The 15,497-nt window shown below is 70.0% G+C and carries 15 protein-coding genes; 10 read left to right on the top strand and 5 right to left on the bottom strand.

Features of this window, described 5'->3' with window-relative positions; translation table 11 throughout:
* Positions 1-221: 221 nt before the first annotated feature.
* Positions 222-827 carry a DNA-3-methyladenine glycosylase I gene (locus tag BLW09_RS11405; protein WP_089912562.1) on the bottom strand — a complete coding sequence of 202 codons (606 nt, stop codon included), beginning with the start codon at positions 825-827 and terminating at the stop codon, positions 222-224.
* Positions 824-1,321, bottom strand: coding sequence for a methylated-DNA--[protein]-cysteine S-methyltransferase (locus BLW09_RS11400; RefSeq protein WP_089912559.1), 498 nt, complete (start codon positions 1,319-1,321; stop codon positions 824-826). Before BLW09_RS11400 ends, BLW09_RS11405 begins: the two co-directional genes overlap by 4 nt.
* Positions 1,322-1,454: 133 nt before the next feature.
* Here BLW09_RS11400 and BLW09_RS11395 point away from each other — a divergent pair, with 133 nt between their 5' ends.
* Genes BLW09_RS11395 through BLW09_RS11380 form a run of 4 tightly spaced genes read left to right on the top strand, consistent with a single transcriptional unit; the run spans position 1,455 to position 6,823 of the window.
* Positions 1,455-2,426 (top strand): aldo/keto reductase, encoded by a 972-nt coding sequence (locus BLW09_RS11395; RefSeq protein ID WP_089912556.1) that lies wholly within the window; start codon positions 1,455-1,457, stop codon positions 2,424-2,426.
* Between the two features lie 55 nt (positions 2,427-2,481).
* Entirely contained in the window at positions 2,482-3,114 is a 633-nt protein-coding gene (locus BLW09_RS11390; protein WP_231946795.1) for a TetR/AcrR family transcriptional regulator, read from the top strand.
* Positions 3,105-4,838 carry an ABC transporter ATP-binding protein gene (locus tag BLW09_RS11385; protein ID WP_089912553.1) on the top strand — a complete coding sequence of 578 codons (1,734 nt, stop codon included), beginning with the start codon at positions 3,105-3,107 and terminating at the stop codon, positions 4,836-4,838. Before BLW09_RS11390 ends, BLW09_RS11385 begins: the two co-directional genes overlap by 10 nt.
* Before the next feature lie 11 nt (positions 4,839-4,849).
* Positions 4,850-6,823 (top strand): ABC transporter ATP-binding protein, encoded by a 1,974-nt coding sequence (locus tag BLW09_RS11380; RefSeq protein WP_089912550.1) that lies wholly within the window; start codon positions 4,850-4,852, stop codon positions 6,821-6,823.
* 19 nt (positions 6,824-6,842) lie between these two features.
* Here BLW09_RS11380 and BLW09_RS11375 read toward each other — a convergent pair whose 3' ends face one another.
* Positions 6,843-7,634, bottom strand: a complete 792-nt coding sequence (locus tag BLW09_RS11375; protein ID WP_089912548.1) for a DUF1206 domain-containing protein — start codon at positions 7,632-7,634, stop codon at positions 6,843-6,845.
* A gap of 108 nt (positions 7,635-7,742) precedes the next feature.
* Here BLW09_RS11375 and nusA point away from each other — a divergent pair, with 108 nt between their 5' ends.
* The 5 genes from nusA (at position 7,743) to BLW09_RS11350 (ending at position 12,905) form a co-directional block, all read left to right on the top strand.
* Positions 7,743-8,750, top strand: coding sequence for a transcription termination factor NusA (nusA, locus tag BLW09_RS11370; protein ID WP_089912545.1), 1,008 nt, complete (start codon positions 7,743-7,745; stop codon positions 8,748-8,750).
* A 30-nt stretch (positions 8,751-8,780) separates the two neighbouring features.
* The gene (locus BLW09_RS11365; RefSeq protein ID WP_331712800.1) at positions 8,781-9,107 is read left to right on the top strand and encodes a YlxR family protein; all 327 of its coding nucleotides are present in this window, start codon (positions 8,781-8,783) and stop codon (positions 9,105-9,107) included.
* A gap of 103 nt (positions 9,108-9,210) precedes the next feature.
* Positions 9,211-11,976: a translation initiation factor IF-2 gene (infB, locus tag BLW09_RS11360; protein ID WP_089912539.1), complete on the top strand. Its 2,766-nt coding sequence runs from the start codon at positions 9,211-9,213 to the stop codon at positions 11,974-11,976.
* Between the two features lie 57 nt (positions 11,977-12,033).
* Complete coding sequence (rbfA, locus tag BLW09_RS11355; RefSeq protein ID WP_089912536.1) at positions 12,034-12,582, top strand: 30S ribosome-binding factor RbfA; 549 nt, start codon at positions 12,034-12,036, stop codon at positions 12,580-12,582.
* Positions 12,583-12,614: 32 nt separating this feature from the next.
* Positions 12,615-12,905 carry a YciI family protein gene (locus BLW09_RS11350; protein ID WP_089912533.1) on the top strand — a complete coding sequence of 97 codons (291 nt, stop codon included), beginning with the start codon at positions 12,615-12,617 and terminating at the stop codon, positions 12,903-12,905.
* Positions 12,906-12,942: 37 nt separating this feature from the next.
* On the opposite strand, the gene BLW09_RS11345 is transcribed toward BLW09_RS11350, so the two are convergent.
* A complete protein-coding gene (locus BLW09_RS11345; RefSeq protein WP_089912530.1) occupies positions 12,943-13,806 on the bottom strand; it encodes an A/G-specific adenine glycosylase in 864 nt (287 codons plus the stop codon).
* A gap of 39 nt (positions 13,807-13,845) precedes the next feature.
* Here BLW09_RS11345 and BLW09_RS11340 point away from each other — a divergent pair, with 39 nt between their 5' ends.
* Positions 13,846-14,430, top strand: coding sequence for a hypothetical protein (locus tag BLW09_RS11340; protein ID WP_089912527.1), 585 nt, complete (start codon positions 13,846-13,848; stop codon positions 14,428-14,430).
* 55 nt (positions 14,431-14,485) lie between these two features.
* On the opposite strand, the gene BLW09_RS11335 is transcribed toward BLW09_RS11340, so the two are convergent.
* Positions 14,486-15,490, bottom strand: a complete 1,005-nt coding sequence (locus BLW09_RS11335; RefSeq protein ID WP_089912524.1) for a ketopantoate reductase family protein — start codon at positions 15,488-15,490, stop codon at positions 14,486-14,488.
* Between the last annotated feature and the right edge of the window lie 7 nt (positions 15,491-15,497).

The raw sequence follows: 15,497 nt of genomic DNA, 5'->3' as shown, positions 1-15,497 counted from the left end.
GTACTGGTTGCGCGTCATCCGCCTCACCAAGTCGGGCCGTCGTGTGGTGGCCGGCGCATCATCCCCATGCGTCGTTTCCTGCGCCGGAGTGTGAGGCACCAAGATTCCGCCTGCGGTCGGGCACGAGCGGTACGCCCTCACCAGCGAGAATCCGGCGTCGGAGTCCGTATCCGCCGTCGGCCCGACTCTCTCGGTCCTCTCTCGTCCTCCCGCAGCGACCGTCAACCGGCGCGGAAGCAGCCCTCGAAGTGGTCGTCGACCATGCCCGTCGCCTGCATGAGTGCGTACATGGTGGTCGGCCCGACGAAGCGGAATCCTCGGCGGCGCAGTTCTTTGCTGAGCGCCGTCGACTCGGACGTGACCGCGGGGATCTCGCCCCACTCCCGCGGCCGGTGACCGGCGCGCGGCTCCGGGGCGAAGTTCCACATGAGCTCCTCGAGCGGTACATCGAGCTGCAGCACGGCGCGCGCGTTCGAGATGGTCGCCTCGATCTTGCCGCGATGCCGAATGATGCGCTCGTCCTGCAGCAGACGCTGAACGTCGGTCTCGGTCATAGCGGCGACCTTCTCGGGGACGAAGCCGAGGAAGTCCTCCCGGAAGGCCGGACGGCGCCGCAGGATCGTGATCCACGACAGGCCCGCCTGGAACCCTTCGAGGCACATCTTCTCGTAGAGCGCGCGCGGGTCGTGCTGCGGGCGCCCCCACTCGTCGTCGTGGTAGCGGCGGTACTCGGGATCGCTCGCCGACCAGGAGCATCGCGCAACGCCGTCCTCGCCGATGACGAGCGCGGAGCGGAGGGGTGTCGGTGTCGTCGTCGCGTCGCTCATGCGGCCAGCAGGATCCCCTCGTGCTCGAGAAGCCACAGCTTGGTGGGGATGCCGTCGCCCCCGCTGTAGCCGGTGACGCGGCCGCTGGAGGAGAGCACGCGGTGGCAGCCCACGATGATCGGCACCGGGTTGGCCCCGACGGCCCCGCCGATCGCCCGGCCGTAGCCCGCGTGGCCGAGGGAGGCGCCCAGCTCGCCGTACGAGACGAACGTGCCGAACTCCAGTGACGCGAGCCGCTGCCATACCGCCTGGCGGAACGGCGTGCCCGTCAGACGCACGGGCACGTCGAACGCCCGCCGCGAGCCGGAGAAGTACTCCTCCAGCTGGGCGGCCGCGTCGTCGAGCACGGGCGTGCTGCGTTCGGGGTGGTCTTCGAGAGGGAGGTGACCCGATCGCTCGATGGAGAGAGAGGTGACGGCGGTGCCGTCACTGGTCAGTTCGAGCCGCCCGATGGGGCTCGTGGTGCGGAGGAGATAGGCGAAGGAACTGCTCATGTGACGACTCTAGGGCGCGCCACCGACGCGCACTCGCGGGAATCGGACATCGGGGGATAACTGCCGCTGGCCCGGATCTGTGGACGATTCCGTGGTGTCCGACGCGGGCCGGAGCCCTGCCTAGACTCGACGCATGGCGAACATCGAATACCGCACCCTCGGCCGCTCCGGCCTCGTCGTCTCCACCATCGGCCTCGGCTGCAACAACTTCGGCCGGAAGGACACGCTCACCGAGACGCAGGAGGGCACCGATGCGGTGATCGGCGCCGCGATCGACGCCGGCGTGACGCTGTTCGACACCGCCGACATCTACGGCTCCGAGCGCGGCCTCTCCGAGACGCTCATGGGCAAGGCGCTGGAGGGCAAGCGCGACCGCATCGTCCTCGCCACGAAGTTCGGGATGGACATGGCCGGCCTGAACGGACCGGACTGGGATGCGCGCGCCTCCCGCCGCTACATCCGTCTCGCCGTCGAGAGCTCGCTCCGCCGGCTGCGCACCGACTGGATCGACCTCTACCAGCTGCACCGCCCGGACGGCGTGACACCCATCGAGGAGACCCTGGCGACCCTGGACGACCTGATCGCCGAGGGCAAGATCCGCTACATCGGCCACTCCAATCTGGCGGGGTGGCAGATCGCAGAGGCGGAGTTCACCGCGCGTCTGCACGGGCATCCGAAGTTCATCTCCGCCCAGAACGAGTACAGCCTCCTCGCGCGCGACGTCGAGCGCGAGGTGCTGCCGGCCGTGAACCGCTACGGCCTCGGCTTCCTGCCGTTCTTCCCGCTCTACAACGGCCTGTTCACCGGCAAGTTCACCCGGGAGGGCGGCCCGGCCGACAGCCGGATCATGCACCTCCGCCGCCACCTGCTCGACGAGGCCCCGTGGGACAGGATCGAGCGCTACCAGGCGTTCTGCGACGAGCGCGGAGTGACCATGCTCGCCGCGACCTTCGCGTGGCTGCTCGCCCAGCCGGGCCTGTCGAGCGTCATCGCGGGCGCGACGAAGCCGGAGCAGATCGTCGCCAACGCCGAGGCGGCGACCGCCTGGAAGCCCACCGCCGCCGAGGTCGCCGAGATCGGGGAGATCTTCGCGCCCGCCGCCTGAGATGCGTGCTCTCGAACTCTTGTGAGTGAGCACTCACTCCGAGTAGAGTCGCCGCGTGACGAACGACGCTGCGACCGACGACCCGCCGCGCTCCCGCGCGCAGCCGATGGCCGCGGAGGATCGCAAGGCGATGATCATCGAGGCGGTCATCCCTCTGCTGCTCGAGCACGGGCGCGGGATGACCTCGCGCCAGATCGCCGACGCGGCCGGTATCGCCGAGGGCACGATCTTCCGCGCCTTCGGCGACAAGGAGACGCTCATCACGGCGGCGATCGAGAAGTACCTCGACCCGGAGCCGCTGCGTGAGGCGCTCCGCAGGATCGACCCATCGCTCCCGCTGGAGAACAAGATGCGCGCGATCCTGTACCTGCTGCGAGAGCGATTCCAGAGCGTCATGCGGATCATTCCAGTCCTCGGCCAGCAGCGGCCGCCCGTCCCGGAGGAGCGCGGCGAGTTCGCCCAGATCATCGCCCGGATCCTGGAGCCGGAGGCGGCCGAGCTGAACTGGCCGCCGGAGCGCGTCGCGCACCTGCTGCGGCTGATGAGCTTCTCCTCCGCGTTCCCCGCGCTCAACGAGGGCGTCGAGTTCAGCATCGACGACCTCGCCCGGATGACGCTGGTCGGCGTCGCCGGGACCTCGCCCCACGTCCTCATCCCGTCATCCGACACGGAGGCATCATGCTCCTGAGACTGCTCGGCCGGTTCCTCCGGCCGCACTGGCCGCTCCTGATCGGGGTGATCGTCTTCCAGCTGGCGCAGTCGCTGCTCTCGCTCTGGCTGCCGACGCTCAACGCCGCCATCACCGACAACGGCATCGCGAAGGGCGACACCGGGTACATCATGGCCGTCGGCGCCGAGATGCTCGGGGTGACGCTGGTGCAGGTCGCCTGCGCCATCACCGCGGTGTACTTCGGGGCGAAGGTCGCCATGCTCGTCGGCCGCGACCTGCGCGAGGCGATCTTCCGCCGCGTCGGCGAGTTCTCCGAGCGCGAGGTCTCGTCGTTCGGTGCGCCGTCGCTGATCACCCGCAACACCAACGACGTCCAGCAGGTGCAGATGCTGGTGATGATGACGTGCACGCTGCTCGTGTCCGCCCCCATCCTGGCGGTCGGCGGAATCGTGCTAGCGATGCAGCAGGACATCGAGCTGTCCTGGCTGATCGCTGTGAGCGTCCCGGCGCTGCTGGTCGCGGTGAGCATCATCATCGCCCGAATGGTGCCGCTGTTCCGGCGGATGCAGGACAGGATCGACCGGGTCAACCGCGTGCTGCGGGAGCAGCTGACCGGGCTCCGCGTCGTGCGGGCGTTCGTCCGCGAGCGCGTCGAGACCGACCGGTTCCGCACCGCGAACGACGAGGTGACGGAGACGGCGCTCAAGGCCGGCCGGCTGTTCGCGCTGATGTTCCCGATCGTGATGCTCGTGCTGAACGTGTCGAGTGTCGCGGTGATCTGGTTCGGCTCGTTCCGGGTGCAGGACGGCTCCCTCCAGGTGGGGACGCTGACGGCCTTCCTGCAGTACCTCATGCAGATCCTCATGGGCGTGATGATGTCCACGATGATGGCGGTGCTCGTGCCGCGCGCCTCGGTGTGCGCCGACCGCATCGGCGAGGTGCTCGGAACGGAGCCGTCCGTCCGCGCCTCCGAGAACCCGGTCACCGAGGTCGAGGCGCACGGCACGGTGGAGTTCGTCGACGTCGGCTTCTCGTATCCCGGAGCGGAGCATCCCGTGCTCACCGACATCACCTTCCTCGCCGAGGCGGGCCGGACCACGGCCATCATCGGCAGCACCGGTGCGGGCAAGACGACGCTGGTGAACCTCATCCCGCGTCTGTTCGATGCGACGAGCGGGATCGTGCTGGTCGACGGTGTGGATGTCGCGGAGCTCGATCCGGAGGTACTGTGGTCGCGCATCGGGATCGTCCCGCAGCGTCCCTACCTGTTCTCCGGGACGGTCGCGTCGAACCTGCGCTACGGCAACCCGGACGCCACCGACGACGAACTGTGGCACGCTCTCGAGGTGGCGCAGGCCCGCGACTTCGTCGAGGCGATGCCGGAGGGCCTCGACGCGCCCATCGCGCAGGGCGGGACCAACGTGTCCGGCGGCCAGCGGCAGCGGCTCGCGATCGCCCGCGCGCTGGTGCGGAAGCCGGAGATCTTCGTCTTCGACGACTCGTTCTCCGCACTCGACACGGCGACCGACGCCCGGCTGCGGGCGGCCCTCGCCCGGGATGTCACCGACGCGACCATGATCGTGGTCGCGCAGCGGGTGTCCACCATCGTGGACGCCGACCAGATCATCGTCCTCGACGACGGCCGCGTGGTCGGCCGCGGGACGCACGACGAACTCCTCGAGAGCAACGAGACCTACGCCGAGATCGTCTCGTCGCAGCTCGCGGCTCAGGATGCGGCATAGGGAGAACCGGGATGAGCGACAAGACGACGACCCCCGAGCGGCCGGCCGGCCCTCCGATCCGGCGCGGCCCCGGCGGGGGAGGACCGTTCGCCGGGATGGGCATGCCCGTCCAGAAGTCGATGAACTTCGGCCCGAGCGCGAAGCGCCTTCTCGGGCGCCTCCGCCCCGAGTGGCTGCCGCTCGCCGCGGTCACCCTGCTCGCGGTGGTGTCGGTGACGCTCGCGGTGCTGGGGCCGAAGCTCCTCGGCAACGCGATCAACCTGGTGTTCGCCGGCGCGCTCTCGCTGCAGTTCCCGAAAGGGGTGACGCAGGCTCAGGTCATCGCGGGCCTCCGTGCGAACGGGCAGGACCAGTACGCCGACCTGCTCTCCGGCACGACGTTCACGCCGGGAGCGGGCATCGATTTCACCGCGGTCGGCCAGACCCTGCTCTGGGTGCTCGCGCTGTACGTCCTCTCGTCGGTGTTCAGCTACCTCCAGGCGTACGTGCTCAACGGCATCACTCAGCGCACCGTGTACCGCCTGCGCTCGGACGTCGAGGACAAGCTGCACCGCCTTCCGCTGCGGTACTTCGACGGGATGCAGCGCGGCGAGCTGCTCAGCCGGGTCACCAATGACATCGACAACATCTCGCAGTCGCTGCAGCAGACGATGAGCCAGCTGCTCACCTCGCTGCTGACCGTTGTCGGCGTCGTCGTGCTGATGTTCGTGATCTCGCCGCTGCTCGCCCTGATCGCGTTGATCACCATCCCGCTGACGCTGGTGATCACGACGCTCATCGCGAAGCGGTCGCAGAAGCTGTTCGTCGCCCAGTGGCGGCACACCGGCGAGCTGAACGGCCAGATCGAGGAGGCCTTCACCGGTCACTCGCTGGTCAAGGTGTTCGGGCGGCACCGCGAGGTGGAGGCCCGGTTCCGCGAGAAGAACCAGGAGATGTACCGGGCGAGCTTCGGCGCGCAATTCATCTCGGGCATCATCATGCCGGCGATGATGTTCGTCGGGAACCTGATGTACGTCGCCATCGCGGTGGTCGGCGGGCTCCAGGTGGCCATGGGGGCGATGCAGCTGGGCGACGTGACCGCGTTCATCCAGTACTCCCGCCAGTTCACGCAGCCGCTCACCCAGCTCGGGTCGATGGCGAACCTGCTGCAGTCGGGCGTCGCGAGCGCCGAGCGCGTGTTCGAGCTGCTCGACGCCGACGAGCAGTCGCCCGACCCGCGCACGCCGGCGAGCCCGTCCGGCACCCAGGGGCTCCTGGCGTTCGAGGACGTGTCGTTCCGCTACGTGGAGGACACCCCGCTCATCGAGCACCTGTCGCTGGTGGCCCAACCCGGCCAGACCGTGGCGATCGTCGGCCCGACGGGAGCGGGCAAGACGACGCTCGTGAACCTGATGATGCGCTTCTACGAGCTCGACGGCGGGCGGATCACCCTGGACGGCGTCGACATCGCGTCGATGAGCAGGCACGACCTGCGGAGCCGCATGGGCATGGTGCTGCAGGACACCTGGCTGTTCAAGGGCACCATCCGCGACAACATCCTCTACGGCCGCCCCGACGCGTCCGAGGAGGAGGTGCTGGATGCGGCGCGCGCGACGTACGTCGACCGTTTCGTCCACTCGCTGCCCGACGGCTACGACACCATCCTCGACGACGAGGGCTCGAACATCTCGGCGGGGGAGAAGCAGCTGCTCACGATCGCGCGCGCGTTCCTGGCGCGGCCGAGCGTGCTCATCCTCGACGAGGCGACCTCGTCCGTCGACACCCGCACCGAGCTGCTCGTGCAGAAGGCGATGAGTGCGCTGCGCGCGGACCGGACGTCGTTCGTGATCGCGCACCGGCTGTCCACCATCCGCGATGCCGACCTCATCCTGGTGATGGAGGCGGGCCGCATCGTCGAGCAGGGGACGCACGCCGAGCTGCTGGCCCGCGGCGGCGCGTACTACTCCCTCTACAACGCGCAGTTCGCCGGGGCGGCGAGCGATTAAGGGGTCGACGCGCCGCGGATCACGGCTCCGCGAGGCGCGAAGCGTACGCGCGCACGCACCAGAAGGCGCCGTACGCGATCAGGCCCAGGGCGATGAGGATGAGGAGCACGACGCCGAACGGCACCTCGGTGAGTGCCTTCAGGCTGCCGTCGAGTCCTCCGGCCTTCTCCGGATCGGACGTGAGGGCGCCGAAGACGACCAGGCCGCCGACGATCACCAGGGCGACCCCCTTCGACACGTAGCCGACCCGGCCGAGCGTCGTCGTGATGGTCGCCCAGCGGTTGGGCGGGAGGCGCAGGTCGCGCTCGAAGCGATGCGTCAGCCCGTTCACCGCGAAGACGATCCCGACGACCACGATGGCGATGCCGATGCCCGCCAGGAGGAACACGCCCCCGGGCATCGCGAGCAGCTTCGCGCTCATCGACTTCTCGGAGGAGGACGCGTCGTTGCGGCCGCCTGCCGCGATGGAGACGGCGATGCCGGCGAGGGCGGCGTACACGACGCACTTGACGACCTCCGTCACCTTCTGGCCGGGCTTGTGCGCCGTGATCGCCTGCAGGATCTGCCAGACCGCGAGGAACACGAGCCCGACGATGACCGCCCACAGCACGAAGAGCCCGCCGGGGACGGCGACGAGTGCCTGGAGCGCGCCCGACTGGTCCGCGCTGCCACCAGCGCCGAACGCGACGGCGAGGGCGATGACGCCGATCAGGATGTGCAGGATGCCGATGGCCGCCAGGCCCACCCGGGCGAGGGCCCGGACGGCCGGCTGGCGCTCGACGCGGGAGGCGACTCGGCTGGGGGAGGTCATGCGGTGAACGGTACCCGGCGTTCACGCGTTCGGGAATCTCGGGTACCGTAGAGGACTGAGTCCGCCGCGCCGTCACGCGGCGGCGAGATCTGAATAGAGGAGGCCGGCATGGACATCGACCTCAGCGTCTTGCGTCTCATGGAGCGCGAGAAGGAGATCCCGTTCGATGAGCTGGTGCAGATCATCGAACAGGCCATCCTGACCGCTTACCTGAAGCACACGAACCAGGCCGATCACCGCCACGGTCACAGCGACCAGCCACCGGCCGCCCGCGTGCACCTGGACCGCAAGACGGGGCATGTCACGGTTTACGTGCCCGAGCGCGACGAAGAAGGCACCATCATCGGCGAGGCCGAGGACAGCCCGAGCGACTTCGGCCGCATCGCGGCCTTCGCGGCCAAGCAGGTGATCAACCAGCGGCTGCGCGACATCGCGGACGACGCCGTGCTCGGCGAGTTCCGCGGGCGCGAGGGCGACATCGTCGCCGGCGTCATCCAGCAGGGACCGAACCCGCGCATGATCCACGTCGACCTCGGGACGGTGGAGGCCATCCTCCCGCCGGAGGAGCAGGTGCCCGGCGAGGAGTACACGCACGGCTCGCGCATCCGCGTCTACGTCACCAGCGTCACCAAGGGGCCGAAGGGTCCGTCGATCACGGTGTCGCGCACCCACCCGGCGCTCGTCCGGAAGCTGTTCGCCCTGGAGGTCCCGGAGATCGCCAGCGGCGTCGTCGAGATCGTGTCGCTCGCCCGGGAGGCCGGGCACCGCACGAAGATGGCGGTGCGCGCGACGGAGCCGGGGGTGAACGCCAAGGGCGCCTGCATCGGCGAGCTGGGTCAGCGCGTCCGTGCGGTGACCGCGGAGCTGAACAACGAGAAGATCGACATCGTCGACTACTCGCCCGACCTCGCGACCTTCGTGTCGAGCGCGCTCTCTCCCGCGAAGGTGACCAGCGCGTTCGTCATCGACGAGTCGCTGAAGGCCGTCCGGGCGCTCGTTCCCGACTACCAGCTGTCGCTCGCGATCGGCAAGGAGGGTCAGAACGCCCGCCTCGCCGCGAAGCTGACGGGCGCGAAGATCGACATCCAGCCCGATTCGATCCTCGACCGCGATTGAGTTCGTCAGAACCCGTGTGCTTCGTGCGGAATGTCGGCGCATTCCGCGACGTTCTCCACAGTGCGGGTTCCCGTCCGTTCGGCGCGTGCCGCCGGGAGGAGTAGGATGGAACCCGTCAGAACGTGCGTCGGATGCCGTTCTCGCGCTCCCCGGTCCTCTCTTCTGAGGGTCGTCGCCCAGGATTCGGAACTCGTGGTGGACCCGTCCGCCACCCGTCCAGGGCGGGGCGCGTGGCTGCATCCGGTCGAGGAGTGTCTCGAACTCGCGTTGAAACGCCGGGCCTTCGGGCGGGCGCTTCGGGTGGAGGGGACGCTCGACACCGCGACCATCCGGTCGCAATTCATTAGAACAGGCTGAAGAAGTTGACTTCACATGAGTGACAACCGATGAGTGTCTCGAAATGAGATCCGTCCGCTATTAACGCCTGCCCCTGTCTGGGGTGGGCCCAGACAGGAGAATTGTGGCTGCAAAACCACGCGTACATGAGGTCGCGAGCGAGCTCGGCGTCGACAGCAAGGTCGCGCTCGCGAAGCTCAAGGAGATGGGCGAGTTCGTCAAGGGACCGTCCTCCAGCATCGAGCCCCCGGTAGCACGCAAGCTGCGTGCCGCCCTCGAGGCCGAGGGTGCGAAGCCGACCGCCGAGAAGGCGACCGCTGCCGCACCGAAGGCGCCGTCCCAGGCGCCGCGTCCGGCCGCGCCGCGTCCGGCGCAGGCACCTGCCGCCGCCGAGGCCGAGACGGATGCCGGGCCCAAGCCGCAGGCGCCGATGTCGGTCGCCGAGCGTCAGGCCGCTGCCGAGAAGGCCGCTGCCGAGAAGGCGGCGGAGAAGGCTGCCGCGAGCACCCCGGCCGCCGGAGCCCCGGCGACTCCGGACGCCGTCAAGCCGGCGTCCGCCCCCCGCCCCGCCGGCGGTGGCATCCCGCGCCCGAGCGCCCCGCGCCCGGGCAACAACCCGTACTCGTCGAACCAGGGGATGGGTCAGCGCACGCCGCGTCCCGGCAACAACCCGTTCTCGTCGTCGCAGGGCATGGGACAGCGTCCCTCGCCCGGCAACATCCCTCGTCCGACCCCGCCGCGTCCCGGCTCGCCGCGCATCGGCGCTCCCGGCCAGGGTGGCGGCAACCGTCCCGGCCCGCGTCAGGGCGGCGGCGGTCGTCCCGGCTTCCAGCAGCGCCCCGGCACCGGTGCAGGTGCCGGCGCAGGCGCCGGCGGCGGCTTCCAGCGCCCCGGCGGCGGCTTCGGCGGACCGCGCCCCGGGGGCGGCGGCGGCCGTGGTCGTGGACCGGGCGGCGGCACGGCCGGTGCGTTCGGCCGCGGTGGCGGCAAGAGCAAGGCACGCAAGTCGAAGCGCGCGAAGCGCCAGGAATTCGAGATGCGGGAGGCCCCGTCGCTGGGCGGCGTGTCCGTTCCCCGCGGCGACGGCAACACCGTCGTCCGGCTGCGCCGCGGCGCCTCCATCTCCGACTTCGCCGACAAGATCGACGCGAACCCCGCGTCGCTGGTCACCGTCCTCTTCCACCTGGGCGAGATGGCGACCGCGACCGAGTCGCTCGACGAGGCCACCTTCGAGGTGCTCGGCGAAGAGCTGGGCTACAAGATCCAGGTCGTCTCGCCCGAGGACGAGGACAAGGAGCTCCTGGAGGGCTTCGACATCGACCTCGACGGCGAGCTCGCCGGCGAGTCCGACGAAGACCTCGAGATCCGGCCGCCGGTCGTCACCGTCATGGGTCACGTCGACCACGGTAAGACGCGCCTCCTCGACGCCATCCGCAACGCGAACGTCGTCGCGGGCGAGGCCGGCGGCATCACCCAGCACATCGGTGCGTACCAGGTGTGGACGGAGCACGAGGGCATCGAGCGTGCCATCACCTTCATCGACACCCCGGGTCACGAGGCGTTCACCGCCATGCGTGCCCGTGGTGCGCAGGTCACCGACATCGCGATCCTCGTGGTCGCGGCGGACGACGGCATCATGCCGCAGACCATCGAGGCGCTGAACCACGCCCAGGCGGCGAACGTGCCGATCGTGGTCGCTGTGAACAAGATCGACAAGCCGGAGGCCAACCCGGCCAAGGTGCGCCAGCAGCTCACCGAGTTCGGCCTGGTGGCGGAGGAGTACGGCGGCGACGTCATGTTCGTGGACGTGTCCGCGCGCAACGACATCGGCATCCAGGACCTCCTCGACGCGGTCCTGCTGACCGCCGACGCCGGTCTCGACCTGCGCGCTAACCCGAACAAGGACGCCCGCGGTGTCGCCATCGAGGCGAAGCTCGACAAGGGCCGCGGCGCCGTGGCGACCGTGCTCATCCAGTCCGGAACGCTCCGGGTGGGCGACGCGATCGTGGCGGGCACCGCCTACGGCCGTGTCCGTGCCATGGCCGACGAGAACGGCGAGGCTGTCTTCGAGGCCGCCCCGTCGCGTCCGGTCCAGGTGCAGGGTCTCTCCAGCGTCCCGCGAGCCGGCGACGTGTTCCTCGTCACCGAGGAGGACCGCACCGCCCGTCAGATCGCCGAGAAGCGTGAGGCGGCGGAGCGCAACGCGCAGCTGGCGAAGGCCCGCAAGCGCATCTCGCTCGAGGACTTCACCCGCGCTCTGGAAGAGGGCAAGGTCGAGGCGCTCAACCTCATCATCAAGGGCGACGTGTCCGGTGCCGTGGAGGCGCTGGAGGAGTCGCTCATGAAGATCGAGGTGGACGACTCGGTGAGCCTCCGCATCCTGCACCGCGGCGTCGGCGCGATCACCGAGTCGGACATCGACCTGGCGACCATCGACAACGCGATCGTGATCGGCTTCAACGTCCGCCCGGACGTGAAGGCGCGCGAGCGTGCCGCCCGCGAGGGTGTGGATGTGCGCTTCTACTCGGTCATCTACAACGCCATCGAGGACATCGAGAACTCGCTGAAGGGCATGCTCAAGCCCGAGTTCGAAGAGGTCCAGTCCGGTGTCGCCGAGATCCGCGAGGTGTTCCGCTCCTCGAAGTTCGGCAACATCGCCGGTGTCATCGTCCGCTCCGGGACGATCACGCGAAACGCCAAGGCGCGGGTCATCCGCGACGGCGTGGTGGTGGGGGACAACCTCGCCATCGAGTCGCTGCGCCGGTTCAAGGACGACGTCACCGAGGTCCGTACGGACTTCGAGGCCGGTATCGGTCTCGGGAAGTACAACGACATCCAGATCGGCGACGAGATCGAGACGACCGAGCTTCGCGAGAAGCCTCGCGTCTGAGTCGAGAGGATGGCCGGTGGCATCGCCACCGGCCATCTTGTCTGAGAGGAGTACCCCATGGCTGATCCGGCACGCGCGAGGAAGCTCGCGGACAGGATCAAGGAGATCATCGCCAAGCGTCTCGATCGCGGCCTCCGCGACCCGCGCCTCGGCTTCGTGACCATCACGGACGTCCAGGTGACCGGCGACCTGCAGCACGCCACCGTGTTCTACACGGTGTACGGCACCGAGCAGGAGCGCGAGGACAGCGCCGCCGCGCTGAAGGCGGCCACCGGCATGCTCCGCAGCGAGGTCGGCAAGAACATCACGGCCCGGCTCACGCCGACGCTGGAGTTCCAGCTCGACGCCATCCCCGAGAACGCCGCGCAGATCGAGAGCCTGCTCCGCGAGGCGCGGGAGCGGGACGCCGAGGTCGCCGGCCTCGCGGCCTCCGCGAACTACGCGGGTGACGAGGACCCGTACGTCAAGCCCCGCGAGTTCGAGGACGACGATGAGGACGACTTCGACGACGAGGACGACGACGAGGCAGACGCCGACGAGGCAGACACCGACGAGGCAGACACCGACGAGGCAGACGCCGACGAGCCCGGCGTCGAGAAGCACTGACCGCCGCGCCGGGTCGGCTCTAGGCTGACGGCATGTTCGCCGTCTCGTTCTACGATGCCGACCCCGACGCGGGTCCTGAGCACTTCCAGCGTCTCGTCGAGACGTACCCGCGCCATCGCGCCTACCTCGATGAGTTCGCCACCGGCGGCGATGTGCTGATGATCGGCACCTTCGGCGATCCCGCCGCACAGGGCTCCATGGCGATCTTCCGCAGCAGGGATGCCGCGGAGCGCTTCATCGCGGGCGACCCGTTCGTCACGGAGGGGCTGGTCTACCGGACACGCATCCAGGACTGGGATCCGCTGGTCTTCTCGCAGAGCTGACGGCCGACGGCTGACGGCTGACGGCCGAGCGGGCCGCTCAGGGCAGGGTGTAGCCGCCCTCCGCCGCGACCGCGAGGCCGTCGGCGAGGAGACCCGCGAGCGCGCGGTCGCGCTGAGCGGCATCCGGCCACACCGCCTCGAGCTCGGCCGCGGTCACCGGGATGTGCGAGCCGCGCAGTTCGGCGAGGATGCGCCCGCGCACCTGGCGGTCACTGCCTTCGTAGCGCTTCTGCACAGCCTTCTTCGGTCCGTCGTACGCGGGATACCCGGCCTGACGCCACGCGCAGCGCGCGGCCACCGGGCACGCGTCGCAGCGCGGCGTGCGGGCGACGCACACGATCGCGCCCAGCTCCATCATTCCGGCGTTGAACGCGGCCGACGCCGCGCGGTCCTCCGGCAGCAGCGCCTCCATCGCGGCAAGATCGCGCTTTCCGGGCGGTCCCGGCTCCGCCTGACCGTCGATCGCCCGCGCGATCACGCGTCGGATGTTCGTGTCGACGACCGGGTGACGGTTGCCGTAGGCGAAGACCGCGACGGCCCTCGCCGTGTAGTCGCCGATGCCGGGGAGCGCGAGCAGCGCATCCACATCCTCCGGCACGACGCCGTCGTGCTGCTCCGTGATCGCGACAGCGGCCGCATGCAGCCACAGGGCGCGGCGCGGGTAGCCGAGCGACTGCCAGGCGCGCACCGCCTCTCCCGGCGGCACGGCGGCCAGGGCGGCCGGGGTCGGCCAGCGGGTCAGCCACTCCTCGAGGCGCGGGATGACGCGCGTGACCGGCGTCTGCTGCAGCATGAACTCGCTGACGAGGGTGCCCCAGGGCGTGAAACCGTCGCGCCGCCACGGCAGGTCGCGCCGGTTGGCGTGGTACCAGTCCACCACCGATCGGGCGAAGTCGTGCATGCATCGAGGCTAACCGGTGGCACGGCCTATGCTCGTCGCATGATGCTTCCTCCGACGCCGCGCGTGCTGTTCCTGCGCGCGCTGGTCGGCGACATCCGCGCGGTCTCGCCGGTGGGCCGGGTGATCGTCGGGGTCGACGGAGGCACGCAGGGCGGTCCTTTCGCGGACGACCTCGCCCTGGTCTTCCGAGAGGCAGGAGCGGACACGTTCCGGGCTCGGCTCGCGGACTTCCACACCTCGCGGTCGTACCGGACGCGCCTCGGACCGGAGACCGAGGCGAGCTACTACCGCGACGCCTACGACTATGTGGCCCTGCGGCGCGTGCTGCTCGACCCGTTCCGGCTGGGCGGCAGCGCCGGGTTCCAGACCGCGGCCTTCGACGAGGAGCGGGACCAGCCGGTCGAGGCCCGCTGGCTGTCGGCCGGTCAGGATGCGGTGCTCGTCGTCGACGGGGAGTTCGCGCTGCGGCCGTCGCTGCGCGATGCCTGGAACACCTCCATCCTGCTCGTGAACGCGCTGCAGGAGACGGTGTACCTCGACGATGGCCGGCCGCTCGCGCACGCCGATCATCTGGTCGACGACTCCGAGCCGGAGCTTCCGCTGCGGATCGACCGCGCGCTCTGAGTTCGCGCGCTCTGAGTTCGCGCGCTCTGAGTTCGCACGCTCGGAGGCCCGCTGGTCACGCCAGCAGGGGACGCATCCGCTCGTCGACCTGGTCGGGGGTGAGGAACGTGCCGGTGCGCTCCACCTCGTGGACCAGGGCGGTGATCGCCGCGTTGACCGGTGCCTCGATGCCGGCGGTGCGGGCCTCGTCGACGACGGCGCCGTTCAGGTAGTCGATCTCGGTGAGCTGACCGCGGCGGATGCTCTGCAGCGTCGATCCCGGGTTCGGGGTCGACCCCATCCGCCGCTTCATGAGCAGGGGGACGGCCTGCGCCGCCCAGCGCGGTGCCCGCGCGACCACCCGGAGGATGCGGTCGTCGAGGCCCTGGATGCTGCCGTAGCGCACGCCGCGCGCGTAGCCGACGCGGGTGGCCTCCTGCAGGCTCGCCGTGACGACCGCCCGCAGTCGCCGGTCGCCGAGCACCTGCTGCGCGCTGAGCCCGGTGATCGCGGGGAGGGCGTTGATCTGGTTGACCATCAGCTTGGTCCACTGCGCGCCGGTGAAGTTGTCGATCGCGAACGCGGGCATGGCGGCGTCGAGGATGCGCGCGGCGTCGACGGCTGCCGGCGGTGGCGGGCCGTCTCCGGCGCCGAGGTAGGTGTTGGCCGTCGTGGTGACGGAGACGAGGCCGGGGGAGAGGTAGCTCGCGGCGTACAGCGCGAGGGCGCCGACGCAGTCGGATTCCGGCAGCAGCTGCTCCGCCTCGCGGAGACCGGCGAGGCCGTTCTGCACGACCACGACGGTGATGCCGTCGAGGACGGCGGCGTTGGCGCGGATCGCAGCGGGCGCATCCTGGGCCTTCGTGGTGACGAACGCCAGCTCCGGGCGGGTCTGGAGGGTCTCGGCGGCGGCGATCTGCGCCGTGTGGGAGCCCCATCCTCCGTCGAGCCGCAGGCCGCCGTCGCGGATGGCCGCCAGCTGCTCGCCCCGGGCGGTCACCTCGACGAGGTGTCCGACGCGATCGAGGAGCGCCGCGATCGTCCCGCCGATGGCTCCCGCTCCGATCACGCCGATACGCACGCGCTCC

Origin of the sequence: Leifsonia sp. 21MFCrub1.1 (assembly GCF_900107895.1) — a bacterium.
In the GTDB taxonomy this organism is placed as follows: Bacteria; Actinomycetota; Actinomycetes; order Actinomycetales; family Microbacteriaceae; genus Leifsonia; species Leifsonia soli.
Note: the sequence above shows the minus strand (reverse complement) of the source record. Positions and strands in the feature narration are given on the sequence as shown.